Consider the following 22,560-nt stretch of genomic DNA (forward strand, 5'->3'; position numbering starts at 1 on the left):
CAAATTCATATATCATATTTTATAAATATTGTCATATACGCTATATTAAAATTATTTGATGTAACGTATACACACTTGTGTGAAAGCGGAAAAGAGCAATGTCAGAGCATACTATCCATGGCTTTTTGCAAGAGATCGGTAGCGTCCTTCTTCAAGCCTCAGCTTATCCTCAGCAACCTCGTAACCACTCTCACCAACTGTGGAAGTTAGAACTTCCCAGCAACCGAACCGTCACATTCTCTACCCATCTTTTTGAAACAGTAGGGGCCTCACAGATGCTACAGCTTACCTCCCTTGAGGGCCCCAACCACTACAACAAATCTGATAACGATACTTCGCCTTGCCTCGTCATAGCCTCAACCATCACAGCGAAAGCGCGCGAACAGCTCATACGCACAGGTAGCAGCTACATCGCCCTCCATCAAGGTTCTGCCTACTTAGATGGCACCTTCTATCAGCAGAAACATGCAGTCAGCAGCTCGGGTAAGACACCCCGCCCCCTGCCCTGGAATCTCTATGCCTTGGCTCGTTTCATCATTTTCTCCCCAACCATTCCCCATCAGCAAGAGATAGCCGACATACTCAATACCACCCAGCCCACCATCTCACGCACTTTCAGCCTCTTACGCCATAACCTCAAACAATTCGATAGTTCCACCTCCCTTACCCAAAAATCAAACCTCTTGAGCTGGCTTGAACACGTTTACCCCACCAAGCATGATTTCACGACATATTGGTCCTCTTCAGCGCCCCTTGCTCAGCAAATTAAAACCGTTCAGAAAGTCCTATCAGCAACAGGTACCCCTTCAGCAGTAGCAGGAGTAGCAGCCAGTGACATGTATTCACCATGGAAGCACCCTCAAACAGGCCTAATACTCACTTCAAAAATTACTGATTTCGAAGAGGAGGGCTTTTTCGAGAGCTCACCAGAAAAAGCAACTATGCAGATATCAATACCGGCTGACCCTACACGTTTTACTACTGCACAATGGTGGAGCGATGAGTCTGGCCTCCCAGGAATCTACACCGACCCCGTTGATACCTATCTAACCTTGCTACGCAGTAAAGAAGCAGATATCCGTGAAGCTGCTCAGATACTCAAAACCAAAATACTAGAAGGGGTTATGAAGTAATGTCAGAATCCGAAATTCCAATTACGCTCACTTCCACAAGTAAGGCTGAGAGCCTCGCACATGAAACATTACTCCTTGTTGCACAAGCATACGCCGGAAGAACTGACTATCGAATCATTGGAGGTCAGATGGTCATGCTTCTCCAGAAGATTTACCCTCTACCAGAACAAACTGAGCCCCGCTTCACCCTCGACACAGATGCTGCCCTAGGTAATACTGAAACGCCTCTCAAAGAGAACACCTCAGTTCTGGAACTCTTGGAAAAGGCAGACCAGCAATTAATCCGCGTAGGCTTCACTAAGGCAGGTGGTTCTGCATACATACGGGGTCAACACGGCACAGACAGTTATCAAGAGGTAAATTTTCTACAGCCCTTCAATGCCAACCCTAAAGCGGGGAAGATTCAAGCCGCGCGGATTCCTCTTGCCGATGAAGATAGCCTACGCCAGCTTGACTCCCTCTTCGAATTAGAGCATGTTCTCACCGTTCCACCAGTTCGACTCAAAGTATATTTTTCAGATTTTGAAACCACAGCAACTCTATGTATTCCTCCAGTTGAACAGGCTGTCATTCTAAAAACCTTCGCCACCGCAGGTAGAGGTTATCTCGATAGAGATCTCAAAGATCTCAGGTCACTCCTACTGATACGAGAACATTTTATGAGCATTCCCTGGGGCCTTCATCGTAAAAATCTCATTGGGTTACGTAAAGATACCGCGCACCAGTTGCATACAATAAGTGCGCGATTAAGACGAAAAAACGTTGATGGTTTCAACCGCAACGACCGTAATGAATTACGACAGCTTATCGGCCAGAATGTAACTAACCCCGCGGCATGAGAAAGCCCTAAGTTTCCTTTCTACAGAAAGACGCCCGCCCTAGCTTATATAAGCTAGGGCGGGCGTCTTACCTTGAGAGGTTAGCTATTCCTCTCCTGGGTTTTCCTTACTGGGGTTGGGGGCAGAAGGGTCCCAACCCTGCATCAGCAACTGGTTTTCCATTTCTACCGCCATAGTGGAACCATAGGCCTTTGAGATGTGGTTATCGTCGATATAGACGAAGATATTTCCTTCAACAGGCCGGCAAATACCGTTGGGGCAGATTTTATCCGTCAAATCTACCGTATAGACCTGGGGGTTGAAATCCGCCAGACCCAGCGAAGGGTTAACCGGGGCCAGTTTCTCAGCCACAGGCTCAGAACATGCGGAAAGATCACTCAGGTTATCCTGCCCGCACACATACATGTTGAAGTCATAGCGAGGGTTATCGCGTAGGGCAATGACGTTAATCCCCGCTGCTGTCAGACGGTCCACCACAGGGCCCAGCTCACCAATAGGAACCTCGTTGGTGCTAGTAGAGCTAGCCGCCGTAGAAATCACAAGAACATTCGCAGGGCGCAAATCGAGAATCTCTTGAGTAACATCCCGGCTAAAAGCTGCGCATTCTTCCCACCCGGGAGGCTGGGTGGGGAACTTACAGCCACCCAGAAGGAAGGCCATCATGTTCTGCCCGTTAGACTCTGCAATGGGGCGGTACATGGAGATAGCCTGCTCCGCGTGAGAGTCACCCACCACGACCGTAAGAGGGGCGTCCGTGCCACCCCACCGTTCGGTGGTGCAATACTCGGCAAGAGCCACATTGGCTAAATCATTATAGGCGGCACAAGGTACGCTCAGGTTATCAAACTGATTGGCAATATCACCCTGAGGAATAGGTGTATCGCGGTACCGCTGGTTACTCCCAGCAGCTAGGGCGCCTGGGTAGGCCTTAGTACCAGCAAGAAGAGCAAGCTCTTCTGACCGGTCTTGTTGCTGGCGCACCCACGCCTGCCCTGCTGAGACGCTCCCCCCAACGAGTGCCAGGCAGGTAGCGATAATAGCTATCGGACGCACCCAGCGGCCTCGAGCGTCCTGCTTTTTGTGGACCCAGGGGGCCTCACTGTGCGTTACCTGTTGCAAGGACCGGCGGCTGGGTTTTTTCTCCCATGCCCGGAGGGGCTTCTCAACCACATTATGCAAAACCCAGGCAACCCCGATAGACGAGAGAATCACCAAAGATCCGTCCAACCATCCGGCCTTAGGTTCCCCGATAGCGGTGGTATACAGAATGAGGATGGGCCAGTGCACCAGGTAAAGGCAGTAAGAAATTGCCCCCATCTTCTGTAAAGGCTTAACGGAGAGAAGGCGATCTACACCGAAAGGCGAACCGGTCTGACCAGCAGCAATCACAAAAGCGCCCGAGAGCAAGGGCCACAGAGCCAGATAGCCAGGGAAAGCTTTCTCAACGGGTAGGAGCCAGCCACAGGTAATAAGACCAATTACGCCTACCCAGCCCATGGGCACCTTGAGCCAAGAAGGAACACGCCAAGCCAACATGAGCATAGCCAGCAAGGTACCGGCCGCAAACTCCCACAGGCGGGTGCGGGTATCAAAGTAGGCGAAAGACTGGTTCGTGGAAGTCTCAATCACCGAAAAAGTCAAAGAGGTAACAAAAACTGTGCCAAAGATAAAGAGGGCGGTAGGGAGCACCTTAAGGCGTAGGTAGCCCACTAAGAAAGCAACAAAGGCAAAGAGCAAGGGCCAGATGATAAAGATTTGCCCCTGCATAGAGAGGGACCAGAAATGCTGGAAAGGGGTTTTAAGGGTGGCATCTTGGGCGTAGTAGTCCACCGAGGTGAAGGCTAGACGCCAGTTGAGGAAGTAAAAGAGGGCTGCTTTAGCATCGGCCAGCAGGGACGCCCAACGGGAGGGGGCGATGATGAAGTAGGCGGCTATCAGGGTAGCCAGAATGACGGTTGCAGCAGCAGGTAGCAGACGCTGGAAGACGTGGAGCCAGTAGCTGAGAACCTTGAGGGGTTTACCGCCCTGAATCTTGCGCAAGGAGGAGAGCGAGAGCAAGAAGGCAGAGATGAAGAGGAATACATCCACACCGCCGGAGACCTTACCGAACCAGACGTGGTACATCACGACAAGGAGAACCGCCAGTGAGCGGAGCCCTTGAACTTCTGGCCTGAATTTGGGTTGCTCAACGAAGCTACCCAAGGGCTTGTGTCTGTGGCTGGTTCGGTTCATTGATAGTGCTTTTCTGTAGTGTGGTTGTTACTCTGTGGCCGGGCAACTTGGGCAGTTTACCATAGGGCTCAGAGGCTTCTCAGAAGATAGTTATCACGCGTAGGGTGCCTAGCTGGGGGCAACCGTCTTCCGCGCTAGATAGAGGGAGATAAGGTGTACCAGCGCCCCAGCTGCTGGGCCAAGGTAGAGGGCGAGGAGGGCTCGACCTTCTAAACTCACCGGCGCAAATACAAGCAGGATAGCTAGGACAGCGGCAGTCACCCAACCCAGGGTATAGGCACGGTGGTGGTTGGTAGCAAGAGTTGCCGCCCCGGTGATCATCAGTAAGGCCATGAAGGCTGAGGCGAAGGTGAGGGCACCTAAGAAGAGGCCGGTGAGTAGACCCTCATAGGCGGCCCCGAAGATAAGAGTAAAGAGCCAGGGCCCTAGCAGGTAGGCGAGGACACCCCCAAGTACCCCTACCCCCAGGAGTACGAGCATGGGGGTATGGAGGGCCTGAAGCGGGCGGTGCTGTTGTTTCAGGAAGGAGGAAATCACCACTCCCTGAAAAGACTGGAGGGGAATCATGATAGGAGAGCGGGTTACTGTGATAGCGAAAACCACTGCCGCCAGTAAACCGGCCCCGTTCTGTAGTTCTTCTTCTGAGGAAGCAAACTGCAAAACAACGGGGAACCCGGTGACCAGAACAGCGTTAGCCGCAGAAGAAATCACCGCAAAACCCAGTTTCTGCGCCAGCAGATGGGTAGGGACATCAGCTCTCTCAGCCGCCGCAGCCCTACCGGCTTTACTCCCCAGAAGAAGCACCCACACCAGCACGGGAAAAGTGACCGCCAGGTAGTAAGGAACCAAACCTGCTACAGTCAGCGCGACAAGAGCGGCCAAGAGAAGACGGGCCAAGGCGTCCCCACCTGTAATAGTGGCTAAGAGATACCAGCGGCGAGAGCCGGAGGCTGACCCCATCATAGCGCTCTGGCCAGAGTACAAAATAGAGGCCAGCGCCACTAGGCCAAAGGCACTCCAAGTGTTGGTTGCCAGCAGGTCAGGCCCCTCTAAGAGACCCATGATTATTACCAGCACCGCGCAGGTAGCCCCAAAGAGTAGAGCTACCGGCATAACGCGAACACCGTGTAAGGCTTTATTCTGATGGGCGGACCCTACAGCCCTGGTTACTTCTTGCTGGATACCGGTCAAAACACCGTAGACACCAAACAGCAAGCCCCAAAAAACCACGAATTCACTCGCCTGAGAGGGGTCCAGTGTGCGCGCGGCAAGCACCGTCACCAGCAGAGAAGAACCGGCAGTCAGAAGGGAGCCCATCAGTAGGGCCAAAGACTCATTACGGTTAATAGTTGCCTGAGGCTTGTCTTGGATAGGTGCAGCTTCAAGATCAGGCTGAGAAGTTTCAGAAGGCACGACTACCACACCACATGCTGTAGCAGCTTAGATACAGCCGACCAATCGCGGCCTACCCCTGCCCGTGGCAAGAGTGTGGCAGCGTGCAGACGAGAGGAGAGGTGCACAGCAGAGGTACGGGCGGCCCGTGACCAGCCCCGCTCCTGCGAGCGCTGCTTCATCTCATTAAAGAATCGTCGCTCTTCATCGAACCGCACACCATCCACAGCGCCGGCTGATGAGAAGGATGCGCTGTGGCGGCGGTACATGAAAGCAAGCGTCTGATCATAGTAGAGAGCTCCCCCATCAAAGGCGATATCGAGAAGCAGCCCCATATCTAGCACGATGTCATAGCCCTCACGGAAGCTGTGCTTCTTGAGCGCGTCAGTACGCCAAGCCAAAGAGGGGAAGTAAAGCCAGTTACCACGCAGGACGGTCATCACGAAATCTTCCCCCGAAATGAGGGTTGAAGTCTTGGGGCGGTAGTAGGCCTTGGTTTTCTCTACCAGGGTGTTCGACAGGGCGTCGTGTTCATCAATGACCACAACGTCAGGCTGAAAAATAGTAGCCTCCGGGTGCGACAGAGCGGTGCGCTCTACCCACTGAACGTAGTTAGGTAAGAGAACGTCATCGCAGCCCATGATGACGGTAAGTTCATTGTCCGCCAGCTCAACACAGCGGCGGAAATTAGCGTTTAAACCCAGGTTTTCTTCGTTGAGGACATAGACGATGCGGGGGTCGTCCATAGCCTCTACCCATTCACGGATAGTGGGGTCAGGGTAGCGGTCATCAACGATGACTAGGCGCCAGTTCTGGCTGGTCTGCCGGAGCACAGAAGATACGGCATCTTTCATCTGCTGAACGTCGCCGTAGTAGGGAATCATAATGTCAACCGTCATGCGGTCACGTCCTTTCGAGCAGAAAAGCCTGTTCTGCGATAGCGCCCTAGATGCCTGCTACTTACCTGAAGTCAGGTTCTTTGCGCGCGCAACTGCACGCTGGTGCTGCTCATTATCAGGCTGGTTCTGGATAGCCCGCATAATAGCGACCTCTTCAGCAAGCACGCGGACGTCCTCACCCATCTTTGACAGGGCCGCAGTCAAGTGCAGGCACACCCCGATGAGCATGATGATAGAAAGCAGGAAGAGCAGGTTGACGGGGGATTCAATACCGATTAGATCGGCAAAGAAGAGCAGCAGGCGGGGGAAAATTACCAGGACAATAATGGTGATTGAAACAATCAACCATAGTGCTGCGTACTTTTCTTTCATGTTCTGGTTGCGCACCTGGGCAAGCACCAGCAGGACAATTACTGCCGCAAAGACCAAAAAGAAGATATATGCGTTGATTGACATATTTTTATTTGCCCCCTACTGAGGTCTTAGAACGGGTCATCGACATAGCAAACGAGAAGAAAGAGCGAACCAGATAAATCGCGGACTTCCACGGGTTAGACGAAGGGGTACCAGCCTGACGCTCACGCATCTCCACCGGCACCTGCTTGACAGTCAGCCCTGCACGGATTGCCATCACACAGGCATCAATACAGTCACCCAAATATTCTGCCGGTAGATGCTCACAGTACTGGGCGATCGCCCGACGGTTAGCGGCACGGAAACCGCTGGTCGCGTCAGTGAACTTTTTGCCTGAGATGCGGGTGAAGAGGAAGGCTAAGACAACCATGGCCCATTTACGGGGGCCGCGTACCTTGTAGTTGGTAGCTTCAGCGAAACGTGACCCAATGGAAATATCAGTTCCATCATCCAGACCAGCCAGTACAGTACGAATACCCTTAGGGTCGTGCTGGCCGTCTGCATCCACCTGGATAGCGCGGTCATAATTCATGCGGCGGGCGTATTTATACCCGGTACGCAACGCCCCGCCAATACCCATGTTGTAGGGCAAATCAATCACGAAAGCGCCAGCTTCACGGGCGATCTCCGAAGTGCGGTCAGTTGAACCATCATTGACCACCAGAAGGTCAATTTCAGGCATCATACGGTAAAGCTCGGTGATAGTGCCACCAATAACCTCTTCTTCATTCCATGCGGGCATGATGATGAGGGTACGCGGTTCACCAACAGAAGCAGATGAGGGGTTCATCGACAAAGGGTTCTCCTCGGAGGTCCGTCCGCCCAGATTCTCAGGGCAAAGATACAACCCAGTCTAACATTTGGCCTCAGAGGACTTCCCCGCAAGAACAGTGTGAGATAGGGCGGCACGTAAGCTCAGCTCACGCTAGCTATGAGCAGGCAACAATTTCATAGAGCACCGCATCCCCTGAACGGTAGACTTCGCGCAGCACACCTGACTGGGGAAGATCCTCGTAGCCCATGTACCACCCGATGTGGTCGCCTGAGTTCACTTCTTTCTTCCCAAAATCTAGGTAGAAATCAATATTGTTCTCATCAATAATCTGGCATACCTGCTGGTCATAGAGGGCATTATTCAGATTGTGCTGAAGGTACTTAGTCTCTTCGTCAGCCGAATAAATGGTGTGGTAGGCCGTTACCTTACGGTCAGCAATGGCGTAGGCCAGCGGTGCCCCGGTAAAGGCCTGAACGGCGATTTCTGATTCCTCAGGCACATACTCGTCAAGATTTTCCAGCAAAGCCCGCTCATCTTCAGTCAGCAGCGGGGAATCATTCGTCGGCTGATAAGAGAAGTAGCTTGCTCGAACCTGGTCCTCTAGGGGCTGAGAGATCTGACCCAGCACACCTACCAGGCCCAAGGCGGCCACGCTCAGTGCGATTACTACAGTGCGCGGTGACCAGCTGGTCGCACCTGACCAATCGCGGGCGTCCTGAATTTTACCTACTAGCCAATCAACACCCAGTACCATCAGGGGAATAGCCATGATGGGCAGGATGGCGGCCAAGCGGTAGGAGTCGTGGTACCAGATGCCCACCACAAAATAGCGGCCTTCTTCCCAGGTCAAGGAACGGGCAGCAACATAGAAATAGGTCACGACCACCCATGAGAAGAAAACCCACACGGGGGCGTGGCGAGTTCGCACCAGAGCATAAAGCCCCATCACAAACAGCACGAAGAGAAGCCACTGAACCCCCTGCCCCATAGGCCCTTGCACAAAGGATTCTCCAATAGCCTGGGCAGGTGACAGAACCGGGCCCCACATTTCACCCGCTTCTTTCGGCGGGCGTATTACTACCCAGAGGGTATAAATCACAGCAAGTAGAGCTGCAATACCTACAGAAGTAAGCACCGCACTGACCCAGGAGGCTCGCCGGCTAAAGACTGCCGCCCACTGGGCATACAGACGGGCAGCAAAAATAGGAACTGCCATGACAAGAGCTGACATCAGGGCATTGGGGTGAGCCAACGACAGGGCAAGACCCGCGGGGATTCCCAGCAAGACTGCCGGAACAGTTGCCACATATCGCACCTTCACCACACGGAAGAGCTGCGCAAGAAGAGCAAGAACCGGGGGGATAAGGGCGATGCCCAGCAGATTGGGGTAGAGCACCCCGAAGTCCAGAAGCAGAATGGGGTAGGCAGTAAAGGACGCCGCCAGGGCACCGGTAACCAGTACAGCCGGGGCGCTAAGGTTAAGGAGCTGACGCACCATGAAGACCATACCTAAAGGCCACACTACTGAACACACTAGCAGGGCTACAGTATTGGTAGCCACGGGGATATCGACTCCTGACCCCATGAAAATCAGCGATACAAGGGCATGCCAGGCTCCAGGGTAGAAGGTGGGCTCCCCTTCGCCTGCGGTCATAGCACCCAGGGTAAGCGGTGAGGCGCTGCCTGTGTTCTCGATGTAGCGTACTGCGTTGAGGTGGAAGTTGTTATCCCAGGTCTGGGAAATCCATTCCGGGCTTCCCAGGGCATTGGTGACGTTTCGCATCAAGAAGGCGGCACCTATCAGGGCGCTGAGCCAGTAAATTCCCTGTTCAGTGGAGTACCAGGGGGTGCGCTGGATTAGGCGGGGAGCAGCTAGGCTTCCGGCTACACTTCCAGCAGGTTCCCTCTGAGCTCTGCGGGGGGCAGGCGCGTCCCAGATTCCCAGCCGGTGGGCAACTAGCCCCAGCCCACCCAGTACCAAGGCGAGCACCAGGGCAGCAATAAAGGGCACTAAGGGCCCCCAGGTTACCCCCAAGGCAGGGGCGACTATCACACCTATCATGATTGCCCCAATAGAAAGAGCAGGGGCCAGGGCGAATGCGTCGAAGCCGCGCACCCGCAAGGCGGTGGCCATCAGCAGCCCCGGAATAAACAAGTACAGCAGCCCTAGAGTGAAAGGCATTGCAATCTCGAACCAGCTCATCGTTCTCCTTGTGTATGTCCACGGGGGTAAAGCGTCCTCCCCAAGTCTAGTGCTTAGCTAGCTAGCTCTTGGGAACAGTTCTAAATCTGTAGACATGTTTAGGGTCATAGCCCTGGGGATGTTAGAGCAGGCTAGCTACCCCGAAGACGGTCAGGGCGCCGGTAAAACCGACGAGGCCGATGAGGGTTTCCATGACGGTCCAGGTTTTGAGGGTGGTTTTTTCGTCCATTTCGAAGAAGCGGCTGATGAGCCAGAAGCCGGAGTCGTTGAAGTGGGAGAGCACAATGGATCCTGCCGCAACAGAGACAACCAGGGCAGCAAGTTGGATGGGGTTGTAGTCAGCTGCCAGGACGCCGGGGGAAATGAGCCCTGCTGAGGTGGTGAGAGCGACGGTGGCTGACCCTTGTGCTACACGCAGCATGGCTGAGATGAGGAAGCCTGCCACGATGAGGGGAACACCTAGGTCGCCTAGGGTGTCGGCGATAGCGTCTCCGATGCCGGAGGTGCGGAGCACCCCGCCGAACATGCCGCCTGCCCCGGTAATGAGCAGGATGGAGCAGACAGAGGGCAGGGCACTGTCCATGATGTTTTGAATGCTTAGGGCTGATTCTTTGCGTTTATAACCCAGCAGGTACATGGCTAGAAGGCAGGTTAAAAGAAGAGCGACGGGGGTTTCGCCCAGGAGTTTGATGCCTTGGAACCAGGGTTCTTGTGTGGTTTCTGGGGGGAGAACTTCGCCGGCGACCAGCATTTCTAGGCCGTTGTTGAGGAAGATCAGCAGCATGGGGAGCAGCAAGATAAAAAGGACGGTGCCGAAGCTTGGGGGGTTGTGGGGGTCTTTTTGGGCGGTTTCGTGGCCAAGGAGGGCAGGTACGGGCACATTGATGCGGCGGCCAACGAAGCGGCTATAGAGGTAGACGGCGATGTACCAGGTGGGCACAGCGATAAGGAGGGAGATGAGCAGGAGCGTGCCGATGTTTGCTTTGAAGAAGGAGGTTGCCAGAACCACTCCGGGGTGGGGTGGCACAAAGACGTGCATCACGGCTAGGGCGCCGACCACGGGAAGGCCGTAGTAGAGGAGCGATCCACCCACCCAGCGGGCTACGGAGAAGACGATGGGGAGCATAACGACGAGCCCGGCGTTGAAGGAGATGGGGAAGCCAAAGAGGAGGGCTGCGATGCCTAGAGCTAGGGGGGCGCGGGTTTCACCACAGACTGAGATGAGTTTGTGGGCTAGCACTTGTGCGCCGCCGGAGTGCTCTAGCAGGGCCCCGAGCATGGACCCTAGACCCACGAGAAGGACGACGGTGGCGAGGGTTGAGCCGAAACCCTCGAGCATGACGGTAACGATACTCATCAGGGGGATGCCTGCTGCTATGGCAGTGACCAGACTGACGATAATCAGGGCCAGGAAGGCGTGGAGCTTGAATTTGATAATGAGCAGCAGGAGCAACAGGACGGCACCAGCTGCAAGGGCGAGGAGGGGACCGGCGGTGAGGGTCGGGGTCCAATCATCGGGAAGAGGCATACTGACCTGTTCTTTCTAGGTGTGGGTGGCAACTTTTGTAGTGCTGGGTCTATTATGATTTACCTTCTTGCCTGCGGGCTGCCCTTCTGGCATGTCATGCTTGTTACTGTTGTCACCGCCGGTAGCTATGTGAGCTGCTCATCGGCGTCCGCCCCTTAGATATTCTGGCTGCCAGAGCGTCTGCCTCTCAGGCTCATTGTTTCCATGGTCTGGGCGATCATTCGCTTCTGTAATCTCACGACCTAAAGGGTGTACGGCAGGTTTCTGGTTTTAGACTGGTTCTTATGACTTTTCCTGCATCTCTTCCTTGGACTGAAAAGCTGATTGCCGCCCAGTCCATCAGCCAGACCAGTAATCTGCCCGTGCTTGCCCTCTTGGCGGCTGAGTTTGAGGCTCATGGCCTTACGTCCTATTACACCTATAGCGAGGACGGCGAGCGCGCTAACCTCTTTGTGACCGTACCTGCAGCAGATGGCGGTACGGACGGTGGTGTGGTCTTGTCGGGGCATACGGATGTGGTGCCGGTTGAGGGGCAGGCTTGGACGGTCACTGACCCTTTCACACCTCTTGTTAAGGACGGGAAGCTGTATGGCCGTGGGGCTTCGGATATGAAGTCTTTTATTGGGTCGGCTATGTGGTTGTTGCCGCAGCTGATGCAGGTGGATTTGGTGAGGCCGGTGCATTTCGCTTTTTCTTATGATGAGGAGGTTGGTTGTGCGGGTGCTCCTGCCATGATTGAGGATTTCCGGGAGCGCGGTATTGCCCCTGATTTCGCGGTGATTGGTGAGCCGTCGATGATGCAGGTGATTTCGGCTCATAAGGGTTCTCATCGTGGCCGGGTGACCTTTAAGGGTATTGCTAAGCATGCGTCTTTGGGCCCGCATGGTGTGAATGCTTTGGCGCAGGCGGCGGAGTTTATTACTTTCTTTGAGAAGTTGGCTGCTACTTGGCGGGCTGAGGGCCCTTTTGATGAGGGTTTTGTGGTGCCTTATTCTACGGGCGGGGTGAATTTTGCTCGTGGTGGTATTCAGTACAACATTGTGGGTGAGCATGTGGTTTTGGAGTATGATTTCCGCACTGTTCCGCAGATGACTACCGCTGAGGTGGTGGCTCAGGTTGAGGCGAAGATTGCCGATGATTTGTTGCCTGCTTTGAAGGCGCGGGCGGCGGACGCTGAGGTTTTGGCTGGTGCTGCTTCTGGTGAGTTTGTGGGCGCGGTGGGTATTACTCATGAGTTGCTTGCTGCGGTGCCGCCTTTGGGTACTGCTGATGGGGCTGAGGTGATTGGCTTGGCTAATGGGTGGGCTGGTCGTGCGGGTTCTATGGAGTCGCAGAAGGTGACTTATGGTACTGAGGCTGGCCAGTTTGCCCTTTATGGTGGGGTGCAGGCGGTGGTTTGTGGCCCTGGTGATATTGCCCAGGCTCATACCCCTAATGAGTGGATTGATTTGAGTCAGATTGAGGCGTGTGATCGTTTTATGGTGAAGGTCTTGGAGTGGGCTAGGGGCCAGTAGTCCCTTGGCGTCCGAAGAGGTGGCGGAGGTGCCTGGGCAGGGTGTGGCGGTGTTGCCAGGCTGCTAGGGCACTCCACCCTATGAGGGCTCCTAGGGTGTTGTTGAAGATGTCTTCTGCGTCGAAGGTGCGGATGGCGCAGTCGTAGTAGCCCCAGATGCCGGTTACTTGGGTTAGTTCGATGGTGAGGGAGGCGCTGAAGGCGCTGAACATGACGGTGCGGAAGCTTGCTCCCCAGCGCCAGCGGGCTAGGAAGCCAAAGGGTAGGAAGAGTAAGACGTTGAGTAGCATCTGCAGCATGTAGGTGGAGAAGAGGGCGCCGAGTAGGCCATCGTTTGCTGCTATGGCGAATTGGAGGCTCCAGCCGAGGTAGAAGCGGGGGTAGGTGTTGCCCCAGCCGTCGGGGCAGATGAAGGTGTCTTGATCGGGTAGGGGTAGGAAGGTGTAGGCGATGACCCCGGTGGCGTAGAGGACGAGGACGCTGGTGGCAGCTATGCGGCGTAGGAGCCTGCGGGTAGGTAGTTTACGGCCGCGCCAACAGAGGGTGGGCACGATAAATATCATGAGCAGGGCCCAGAGGGAGAGTGCTTGGTGGAGCACTGGGATGGAGAAGTAGAAGTAGTACCGCATGGCCTCGTAGGTGGTGGGGTGCTGTGTGCTTGAGTGTATCGATTTTAGCTGGGTCTTTACAGGGAGTGTTAGGTTCTGTGCGAGGGGTTTGGGTGAGGGCTCCTAGGGCAAGACCGGCACTTGCGGCTAGCGCTGTATATGGGGGGCAGGGGTGGTGCGCTGAATAACAGGGGGAGCAGTCTAGGTGTAATTGAAGTGACATATAGATGTAATTTTTCACAAAGACCTGTCTTTATGAGCCTTACGGGTTTCTTTCCTCAGCTTCATCGGGTAGAGTTTTACTGAGGCTGTCAATTGTTTATTTTTTAAGAAACTTTATGACGGGTTGCCCAAAGGCTTTCTAAGTTTGAGTTGAATGAACCACCTTGCAACTCGTTAGACGGGCTCGCGTTGATGGTTGTGGTTCCCCTCAGCGCGAGCCTCTCTATAGCAAAGGGTCTTGCCCCGCAGAAGCGGGAGCAAGACCCTTTCTTTTTACCCTCAACGGGATGAAGGTGTTACCTCCTTAGTGGGCGACAGCCGCACGGCTACGGTGCTGCACGATATCGATAACTGCACCTACAACAGCGGCGATAAAGGTAGGTAGGACCCAGCCCAAATCGTAGGAGTGAGCAGGAGCCCAGCCAATCAGAGGCTCAATGACGCTTGAACCCAGACTATGAGAGTTCAGGGTCATCAGAAGAGCCCAAATCACTGAAATAACCAGAGCAAAGCGGTGAGTCAGGTTCATCCAGGGGGCGCGTAAGGCAGCCTCAACCAGGGTCAGGACGACCAGGGTCAGCGCCGGCGGGTAGAGGGTGGTAATAATCGGGACAGCGAAGCTCATCAGGTTTTCCAGGCCGAAGGAAGCCAGCACAAAGGCAATGAAGGTGAAAACGATAGCCCAGGCACGGTAGGAAATCCCAGGGAGCAGCTTATTGAAGAAGGAGCTGGTGGCACCAATCAAACCTACGGCGGTAGTCAAGCAGGCTAGCAGTACGATTAGACCAAAGATGATAGCGCCGGGGCCGCCCATAGTCTGAGCAGCGGCATCGGTTAGCAGGGCTGCACCGTCCTTATAGCCTTGGCCATCAGCGATGTGCTTACCGATGTAGCCTAGGCCCAGGTAGAAGGCACCCAGCAAGACGCCTGCGATGCTACCGGCAAGAATCACACCGCGCAGCAGCTCGTTACGACCGGTGATGCCCTTTTCACGCAGGGAGGCGATGACGATAATACCGAAGGCCAGACCTGCCAGGGAGTCCATGGTGAGGTAGCCCTTAACAAAGCCGGTAGCAAAAGCACCGTTGACGTAATCTTCGGTGGGGGCAGAGGCCGGGGAGTGCAAGGTAATGAAGCTCATGACCACCAGCACAGCCAGCAGAATAACTAGGGCAGGGGTCAGATACTTACCGAGCTTATCGACAATGCCGGTGGGATTCATTGCCAGGGCGTAGGAGATACCGAAGAAGATAGCGGCAAAGATGATGGTAGGAAGCATGCCCCCCTCGTTGAAGCGGGGTTCAACGGCCATGGCGTAGCTGACGGTAGCGGTACGTGGCAGGGCGTAGAGGGCACCGATAGACAGGTAGACCAGGGGCGGGAAGAGCAGGGCAAAAATCTTGCCACCGCGTGATGCCAGATCTTGCATGTCGCGGCCGGTCACAGCCAGCGCGATGACCGCAAGAATAGGCATAAGGACGCCGGTAACAAGGAAGCCGATAATGGCGGGGGTGAATTTCTCTCCTGATTCTGCGCCGAGCATGGCCGGGAAGATGAGGTTTCCTGCGCCGAAGAACATGGAGAAGAGCATCAGTGCGATAAACACGATGCTCATCATGGGTGATGATGACTTAACGGATGTTGATTTCATAGGTAAAAGAAAGGGGTAGTTCTGTGTATGGACGAATGGAGTCAGTCTACTCCTCTTAAAAGCTAGAAAGGGGCGTTAGAGCCTTCTTCTAAGTTTCAGGTCTGTAAACTGATAAGGATGTTCGCATTGTGAAACTGAGGCGAAAGGGGGCCGTAATGCGTATTTCACGTATTTATAACAATAATGTGGCGCTGGCCCAGTCCTACACAGGTGACCACATGGTGGTCATTGGTCGGGGTTTAGCCTTTGGTAAGCGCAAGGGCGACATGCTAGATCCCACCTTAATTGAGCAGACTTTTGTCCCTGAACATGGTACCCCCGATGAGCATTTAGCCGGGTCCCTGGCCAAGATTCCCTCTGAGATTTTGGGGCTAGCTACTGAGCTTGAGTTTCTGGTCAAGGCTGAGGGCATTACGATTTCTCATTCCTTTATTGTGCCGGTGGCCGACCATATAAGTTATGCGGTGGTGCGCGCCCGTGAGGGCTTGTCCGTGGATTACCCTTTGGCTCTTGAAGTTTCTCAGCTCTACCCGCAAGAGGTTCGCTTTGGTCGGCGCGCCTTGGAGCTAGTGAAGGAGCGTCTGGGGGTTGAACTGCCTGAGGTGGAGGCTATCCCCTTGGCTATGCACCTGGTAAATTCGCAGTTCGCTTCTGAGAGCATGGGTGGCACCTACCGTATGACCGAGGTTTTTGCCCAGATTTTTGAGGTGATTGGGGCCGGTTTTGGCGGCCCTATGGAACGGTCACTGATGAGCGCAGCTCGTTTCGTGACGCATCTGCGCTATCTCTTTGCCCGCGCGAGCGCCGCCCAGGCTACGGACGTGGGCACTAGCGTCCCCCTGCTCTTGGAGAGTTTGAAGGAGGCTCACCCCCGCGCTTTTGCTGTAGCTACTAAGGTGAAGCTGGTGCTTGAGGTGCATCTGGGGCAGAACCTGACGGACGATGAGCTGACCTATTTGACGATTCATATTGCCCGTTTGGCCCGGGACCAGTACGGTATCTCCTAGCGTTGTTGGCCCTATTCTTTCTCTCTTCACCCTGAGATAACCTCTAGGGTGAAGAGAGAAAGAGTAGGGTCATTGGCTTGTTTTCCGGACGCCAAGGTGACGCAATCTCGATATCAACAGTTCCGGACGCTGCGCCAGGTCGCCCCAGGTAGCACGCAGGACCGTCCACCCTGCCAGTTCTAATTCCCGTTGCCGCAGCGTATCGTTACGCAACTGCGCATCGGTGGGCCGATAGGCTCCGTAATACTTATGTAGACCGTCTACCTCAAGAAGTAGTTTGAGGTGAGGCCACGCAAAGTCAGCTCGGTACAGGCGACCGGAGGGGGTCATGATCTCAAACTGTTGAATAGGCTGTTCGATTCCTCCCTGATAGAGGCGAAGTCTGGCAAAGGACTCTAGAGGGGATTCACTCAGCGGGCTCATCAGATGAGCCACAACACGTATTTTCTGGGAGCCTCGTCCCACAATTTGCTCTAGTTCTTCTCGCACCATGTCGAGTTTAAGATTCCCATGTTTTAAAAAGAAATCTACGATAGCTAGCGACTCTTGCAGAGGCATAGTTTTTCCGCAGTCTACGACGGTAGTTAGCGGGTTCGTGACTTTGACTCCGCCTAAATCAGTAGCCAGAGAGCATTCCGTTACCTTATGGCTATGTAGGACTGCCTGTGGGTGCCCCGACTTATTGGTACCTAAGAGGGAAAGATGCACCTTAGGGGGTAGGGTCAGCAGCGGTGCGCCCCATAGCAGGGCGGCCGACTGGTGACTTACTACGGCTGTGGGACGGTTTTTCTGAAGGGCTACTGTCATAGCTTTGGCTCGGTCGCTGTCTGTGCAGTGTCGTGCGATGTCGCCTTTGAGGTAGATCCCGCGGGTCAAGCGTATAAGTTCGCCTCTGCGGCGTTTTGCACTGATGAGGTTATTGCTCATACCTGAGTCTTTTAGTTCGCGGTGAGTGTGCATGGCTGAACAGATATGTGAGAGGTTGAGTTCCATGCCGTTACTGTGGCAAAAAAGGTTTGGGCGTTTCAAGCAACCCTATTCATTTCTGTGGATAACCCTCATTTCTGCTCGTCAAATGCCTGTGGATAAGATCGCTAGAAGTTGCCCCTTTCCCGTCACAAATAACACCCTATTCTTTCTCTCTTCACCCCGAGATAACCTCTAGGGTCATGAGAGAAAGAGTAGGGCGATGCGACTGGAGATATCAAGGACGCTGGTGCCGGCTGGCAGAGCATTAGTGAGTTGCTGGGCGGTTGAGATGGTTGGCATGTCAGAAAACCTTTCACATAATTCATCAGTGTACTTTTATACCGCCTACACTACCCTTTTTAGCTACAACGCACACCACACCAACCTACACAAAAAATCATCTTGCCCTCACCTCTTCACCCCACCCAAATACTTTACAAGGAAAGTATTTGGGAGTAGATTAAAACCATAAAAACAACACCACAATCTCGAAAGGTCACCATTATGCAATTCGGCATCTTCTCCGTCGGCGACATCACCATGGATCCCACCACAGGCAAGACCCCCAGCGAATACGAGCGCCAAAAGGCCATCATTGAAATTGCAAAGAAGGCTGACGAGGTTGGCCTGGATGTCTTTGCCGTCGGCCAGCACCACAACCCACCCTTCATTGCCTCCTCACCGACCACCACCCTGGCCTACATTGCAGCTCAGACCAAGAACATCCTGCTGTCAACCGCCACCACCTTGATTACCACTACCGACCCCGTACGCATCGCCGAAGACTATGGCACCCTACAGCACCTAACCGACGGCCGTATGGACCTCATGCTGGGACGCGGTAATACCGGCCCCGTTTACCCCTGGTTCGGTAAGGACATCCGCCAGGGTGTCAACCTGGCCATTGAAAACTATGCCCTGCTGCGTAAGCTCTGGAGCGAACAGGTGGTCAACTGGTCCGGCAACTTCCGCACCCCGCTCAACGCCTTCTCCGTAACCCCGCAACCCCTGGACGGCACCGCCCCCTTCGTCTGGCACGGCTCGATTCGCACCCCCGAGATCGCTGAGCAGGCCGCCTACTACGGGGACGGTTTCTTCCACAACAACATCTTCTGGAACAAGGAACACACCCAGCAGATGATCAACCTCTACCGCGAGCGCTATGAGCATTACGGCCACGGCACCGCCGAGCAGGCCATCGTGGGCCTGGGTGGTCAGGTCTTCATGAGCAAGAACTCCCAGGACGCCGTTGCTAAGTTCCGCCCCTACTTCGACAATGCCCCGGTCTACGGCGGCGGCCCTTCTCTGGAAGATTTTGCTGACCAGACCCCGCTGACCGTGGGTTCACCCCAGCAGGTCATTGAAAAGACTCTATCCTTCCGCGACTATGCTGGCGACTACCAGCGTCAGCTCTTCTTGGTAGATCACGCGGGCCTGCCCCTCAAGGAGGTCCTACATCAGATTGAGATGCTGGGCGAGCAGGTTGTGCCCGTCCTGCGCGAGGAGTTCGCTAAGCTACGTCCTTCCGGTGTACCTGAGGCCCCCGTCCACCCTCGCTATGCTGCCTACTTGGCCGAGCAGGGTAAGTAGAGAGCAGGAACCCCATCATGATCACTCCTTCTATCCTTGTTGTCACGGCAGGTTTGGGTGAGCCGTCCACAACCGCTCTGCTGGGTGAGAACCTCAGTGAGGCTACCGCCCACGCCCTAGCTGTTGCTGGAGTTGAGGCGAGCTTCACCCAGATTTCGCTCCGCTCTCTAGCTACCGATATCACCAACCACTACCTCACCGGTTTCCCTATGGGCAAGCTGGCTACCGCCTTGGATCAGGTGAGGGAGGCTGACGCTCTGATTGTGGTAACCCCGGTCTTCAAGGCCAGCTATTCGGGGCTCTTCAAAAGCTTCTGGGACCTTGTCGAGGACGGTTCTCTGGCAGGTAAGCCCGTGCTGATTGCTGCTACCGGCGGCACCGCCCGCCACTCTCTGGTATTGGAGACGGCCATGCGTCCGCTCTTTAGCTATCTCAAAGCAATCGTAGCCCCCTCGGGCGTCTTTGCTGCGACCGAGGACTTCGGTTCCGACAGGAGCTTGGTTTCGCGCATCTCCAAGGCAGCTACCGAGTTTGCCCAGTTGGTGCTTTGGGCGCTCGGGGCGGCAACCTCCGCAGAACAGGCAGCCCAGCAGGCGAGTAAGGGCGGGGCTAGGACGGCCAAGCAGCAGACAGTTCAGGACGCCAACGCCGGTTCCTTCTTTGGAATTCTTGAAAAAGAGCGGGGTGGCCAGGCACCTGCGGCAGCCTACAAGGCCCCGGGGCTAGAAGCCCTGACGGTCACCCCTTTTGAGGAATTACTTAAAGGGAACACACCGAGTATCTAGGGGGCGATCTACCGATACAGCAATGGCGGGGAGGGCAGAAACTCTCCCCGCCATTCTTTAAAAGTCTCTAAATTGTAACTGATCGCACCCGGCGGCAGGTGGGTGCGTCCAAGGTTTTTACTTTTGCTCAGTTGTGCCCGGTTTGGGGGCTTTAGGGATAATCCCAACGCGCTGGGCCTTGTAGAGTTGCTCCCGGTTAGCCAGCACTACCAGGGCTAGGGAGTTCAGGGCCAGGCCGATGATGAAGATAATCCAGCCGACGACCATTAGGGCGGTGCCGCTGAGGACTGCACCAATAATGAGGGCAGCAACTGAGACCAGGTAGGCGGGAGAGAGAAGAAAGCGGGTGTCCATGGGGTCCTCTCGGTGTTTCTAGCGGACGCGCGGACGCGGGGCACGGGAGCGGAAGATACGCTCGTCGCTTGCTGCGCTAGATGGTGCGGGTGAGACGAGGGGCTGTGACTCGGTGGTAGCTTCAGGCTCGTAGAGGTCAACACTGGCCTCAGCACCCTCTTCTTCCTCATACTCTACCTGGGGGTGGGAGCTCTCGCCGGTAATCAGGGCAGGCAGGGGCCCGCCCTTGATACGCTGCACCATAACCAGGGTGGCAAAGGCGTTCAAACCCAGACTTACCAGTAGCAAGACCCAGCCCAGCACCGAAACCCAGGTAGAGTTTGCACTTACCATCAGGGCTGCTGCGAAGATGGCCGCAAGGGAGGTGAGGTATGCCGGGGAGAGGTCTTTAATGTCCATTGATCCTGATTCTATAAGAAAACTTAATATTCCATTGAGAGAATATAGTGGCGGTGTGCCCGCCAGCCCCCAGAAAACAACTCTGAGCAGATGCAGACCCACAGCGGAATAAGTACTTACCCATAGTAGGTGATGATTCTGCAAATTTCTTGAGTGCCACCGAGCCAACACATCGAATTATTCCCGACTGCCAGCGTCCTTACCGCCTACGACCGGCAGCTGCCGGGTAGCTACCCTCAGAGCCTCATCATCCAGCTCTTTCTGGGCTGAAATAATACGCATCTCGGTGGTCTTGAACAGCTCCTCTGCTTTCTCATAATCAAGCTTGTAGTCACTGTTAATAAGAGACTTAGACAATGACATGGTAAGCGCCTCAGGGCCTTGCTCCATAACATTCTGAGCCCTTACCTGCACATCAATCTGATAGAGTACGCTACTTACTACCTCATAGTCATATTCATTACGCACATCCAGAACAGCCGCTTGAGCAGCTAGCACAGATTTCTGCCGCATCAGGTTCATCAGTTCACGCTGACGCTGCCGCTCAGCCGAGCGCTCTTGGAAGTCCCCTGTCTTTTGCCCCTCCTCAGCACGATTCATCATACTAGTTACCGCATTCTTGAGTTGCTCAAAGGATTTCAAATCCCCGCTCTCTGCAACCGTCTTATACATGGACTTCCACATGGCTTGCTGGGCAATCTGCAGGAGTTCTTCTTCCTCATGGTCATCCTTTTCGGCTGTGGCACTTACACCCAGCACCCGCACCAACCAGGGCAGTGTCAAGCCGGGGAATACCATAGTGAAGAAGAGAACGGTTAACACAATGAAGACTGCTTCGGCACGCAACCTATCGGTCATCTCAGGCAGGATTAAGGCTAAGGCCAGGGTTACTAGACCACGCATACCAGCCCAGGTCATCACCAGCACTTCAGCGAAAGAACGCGGAGTGGTGCGACGAGAGTTTTGCCAGCGACCCCAGAGCCATAGACCAGTCATCCAGGCTAGACGGGTCCCAATTGCCACAGCCGAAATTAGCACCCCATGCCACACCATAGTCAGCACATTGTTATCTGCACTGTAGAGTAATTCGCCAGCTTGTAGCCCAATGAGCCCAAAGGCCAGACCAGTCACCAGCATTTCAAGCACGCTCCAGAAGGATGCATTAGCCAGGCGCTCTTCGGCTGTTAGATCCGCACTGTAGCTAGCCATCTGAATTGCTGCAATGACCACTGCCACCACACCTGAGGCGTGGAGTTCTTCAGCGATAATATATACACCGAAAGGAATAACTAGGGTCAGTGCGCTACGAGCTACAGTATCGGAGAGGTTACGGCGTAGCATGCTGCCGCCCCACCCCATAGTCAGCCCTAAGGCCACAGCCACAAGGGCGCTATAGACGAAACTACCCAGGGCAGAGAGCGGGTGGGGGTCAGTACCAGCTGCTAGGGCAGCTAGGGCAATCTGGAAAAGGACCAGAGAAACCGCGTCATTGAAGATACCTTCAGTTTGCAGGTTAGAAATAACACGGCGGGGAATGCCTACTGGCTCGGCAACAGCTTCTACCGCCACAGGGTCAGGCGGGGCAACAGCAGCACCAATGGCCAGGGCCAGGGCGATACTAATACCGGGTACAATCATCCAGGTCGTCCAGCCTACTGCCAGGGCAGAGACGGTGGTAAGGGCAATGGAGTAGATGAGGACGCTCCGCCAGCTTCTGCGTAGCATTCCCCAAGAGACGCGCTGGCCAATAGCCCACAGTAAAGGTGGCAGAAAAATCGGCAGAATAATCTCAGGCTCAATGTGTAGACTAGGCATCTGCGGAATCACGATAACCACGGTGGTTACCAGCGTCAGTAGCACCGGCCAGGGAAGGTTTAACCGCTCTCCCACGCTCACCAGCACCACTGTCGCTAGCAAAAGCACCACGATAACAATGAGGACTTCCACGCCCACCCCTTCACAACTGGTTTAATCTACCAATTTATAATTCTAGTCCTTCAGGTTGGGGTGAGCCTGCCTCTGAGGTGGGCTTATGCACCACATCCCC

General features: G+C 54.6%; 19 protein-coding genes. 6 read left to right on the forward strand and 13 right to left on the reverse strand.

What is annotated here, in order from left to right:
• Positions 1–275: 275 nt before the first annotated feature.
• Together ACED87_RS05935 and ACED87_RS05940 are read left to right on the forward strand one after the other, a co-directional pair.
• Positions 276–1,133, forward strand: a complete 858-nt coding sequence (locus ACED87_RS05935) for a helix-turn-helix domain-containing protein (protein ID WP_449089712.1) — start codon at positions 276–278, stop codon at positions 1,131–1,133.
• Entirely contained in the window at positions 1,133–1,972 is an 840-nt protein-coding gene (locus tag ACED87_RS05940) for a hypothetical protein (RefSeq protein WP_449089713.1), read from the forward strand. The genes ACED87_RS05935 and ACED87_RS05940 overlap by 1 nt, the downstream gene beginning before the upstream one ends.
• Before the next feature lie 84 nt (positions 1,973–2,056).
• On the opposite strand, the gene ACED87_RS05945 is transcribed toward ACED87_RS05940, so the two are convergent.
• The 7 genes from ACED87_RS05945 to ACED87_RS05975 form a co-directional block, all read right to left on the reverse strand.
• Positions 2,057–4,204, reverse strand: a complete 2,148-nt coding sequence (locus ACED87_RS05945) for an acyltransferase family protein (protein ID WP_449089714.1) — start codon at positions 4,202–4,204, stop codon at positions 2,057–2,059.
• A gap of 108 nt (positions 4,205–4,312) precedes the next feature.
• Positions 4,313–5,617, reverse strand: coding sequence for a hypothetical protein (locus tag ACED87_RS05950; protein ID WP_449089715.1), 1,305 nt, complete (start codon positions 5,615–5,617; stop codon positions 4,313–4,315).
• A 2-nt stretch (positions 5,618–5,619) separates the two neighbouring features.
• Positions 5,620–6,495, reverse strand: a complete 876-nt coding sequence (locus tag ACED87_RS05955; protein ID WP_449089716.1) for a glycosyltransferase family 2 protein — start codon at positions 6,493–6,495, stop codon at positions 5,620–5,622.
• Between the two features lie 57 nt (positions 6,496–6,552).
• Entirely contained in the window at positions 6,553–6,951 is a 399-nt protein-coding gene (locus tag ACED87_RS05960; protein WP_449089717.1) for a DUF2304 domain-containing protein, read from the reverse strand.
• A gap of 4 nt (positions 6,952–6,955) precedes the next feature.
• Entirely contained in the window at positions 6,956–7,699 is a 744-nt protein-coding gene (locus tag ACED87_RS05965; RefSeq protein WP_449089718.1) for a glycosyltransferase family 2 protein, read from the reverse strand.
• 139 nt (positions 7,700–7,838) lie between these two features.
• Positions 7,839–9,887 carry a DUF6541 family protein gene (locus ACED87_RS05970; RefSeq protein ID WP_449089719.1) on the reverse strand — a complete coding sequence of 683 codons (2,049 nt, stop codon included), beginning with the start codon at positions 9,885–9,887 and terminating at the stop codon, positions 7,839–7,841.
• Positions 9,888–10,008: 121 nt separating this feature from the next.
• Complete coding sequence (locus tag ACED87_RS05975) at positions 10,009–11,415, reverse strand: GntP family permease (RefSeq protein WP_449089720.1); 1,407 nt, start codon at positions 11,413–11,415, stop codon at positions 10,009–10,011.
• A 284-nt stretch (positions 11,416–11,699) separates the two neighbouring features.
• On the opposite strand from ACED87_RS05975, the gene ACED87_RS05980 reads away from it, so the two are divergent.
• Complete coding sequence (locus ACED87_RS05980; RefSeq protein ID WP_449081537.1) at positions 11,700–12,929, forward strand: acetylornithine deacetylase; 1,230 nt, start codon at positions 11,700–11,702, stop codon at positions 12,927–12,929.
• On the opposite strand, the gene ACED87_RS05985 is transcribed toward ACED87_RS05980, so the two are convergent.
• Positions 12,916–13,557: a VanZ family protein gene (locus tag ACED87_RS05985; RefSeq protein ID WP_449089721.1), complete on the reverse strand. Its 642-nt coding sequence runs from the start codon at positions 13,555–13,557 to the stop codon at positions 12,916–12,918. The two genes, ACED87_RS05980 and ACED87_RS05985, sit on opposite strands and share 14 nt — an antisense overlap.
• 505 nt (positions 13,558–14,062) lie before the next feature.
• Entirely contained in the window at positions 14,063–15,364 is a 1,302-nt protein-coding gene (gene brnQ / locus ACED87_RS05990) for a branched-chain amino acid transport system II carrier protein (RefSeq protein WP_449081540.1), read from the reverse strand.
• 200 nt (positions 15,365–15,564) lie between these two features.
• On the opposite strand from brnQ, the gene ACED87_RS05995 reads away from it, so the two are divergent.
• Positions 15,565–16,416: a PRD domain-containing protein gene (locus ACED87_RS05995; protein ID WP_449089722.1), complete on the forward strand. Its 852-nt coding sequence runs from the start codon at positions 15,565–15,567 to the stop codon at positions 16,414–16,416.
• 69 nt (positions 16,417–16,485) lie between these two features.
• Here ACED87_RS05995 and ACED87_RS06000 read toward each other — a convergent pair whose 3' ends face one another.
• A complete protein-coding gene (locus tag ACED87_RS06000; RefSeq protein ID WP_449089723.1) occupies positions 16,486–17,223 on the reverse strand; it encodes a hypothetical protein in 738 nt (245 codons plus the stop codon).
• A 666-nt stretch (positions 17,224–17,889) separates the two neighbouring features.
• Here ACED87_RS06000 and ACED87_RS06005 point away from each other — a divergent pair.
• Together ACED87_RS06005 and ACED87_RS06010 are read left to right on the forward strand one after the other, a co-directional pair.
• Positions 17,890–18,975 carry an LLM class flavin-dependent oxidoreductase gene (locus tag ACED87_RS06005; RefSeq protein ID WP_449081546.1) on the forward strand — a complete coding sequence of 362 codons (1,086 nt, stop codon included), beginning with the start codon at positions 17,890–17,892 and terminating at the stop codon, positions 18,973–18,975.
• 17 nt (positions 18,976–18,992) lie between these two features.
• Complete coding sequence (locus ACED87_RS06010) at positions 18,993–19,760, forward strand: CE1759 family FMN reductase (protein WP_449081548.1); 768 nt, start codon at positions 18,993–18,995, stop codon at positions 19,758–19,760.
• A 117-nt stretch (positions 19,761–19,877) separates the two neighbouring features.
• Here the strand turns inward: ACED87_RS06010 and ACED87_RS06015 are convergent, their stop codons facing one another.
• The 3 genes from ACED87_RS06015 to ACED87_RS06025 all read right to left on the reverse strand — a co-directional run bounded on the left by ACED87_RS06015 (position 19,878) and on the right by ACED87_RS06025 (position 22,460).
• Complete coding sequence (locus tag ACED87_RS06015; protein WP_449081549.1) at positions 19,878–20,114, reverse strand: hypothetical protein; 237 nt, start codon at positions 20,112–20,114, stop codon at positions 19,878–19,880.
• Between the two features lie 18 nt (positions 20,115–20,132).
• The gene (locus tag ACED87_RS06020) at positions 20,133–20,513 is read right to left on the reverse strand and encodes a hypothetical protein (protein ID WP_449081551.1); all 381 of its coding nucleotides are present in this window, start codon (positions 20,511–20,513) and stop codon (positions 20,133–20,135) included.
• A 177-nt stretch (positions 20,514–20,690) separates the two neighbouring features.
• On the reverse strand, positions 20,691–22,460 hold the full coding sequence (locus ACED87_RS06025; protein ID WP_449081553.1) for a cation:proton antiporter: 1,770 nt from the start codon (positions 22,458–22,460) through the stop codon (positions 20,691–20,693).
• Positions 22,461–22,560: the final 100 nt, after the last annotated feature.

This window comes from Rothia sp. 32237D007AR (assembly GCF_053544675.1).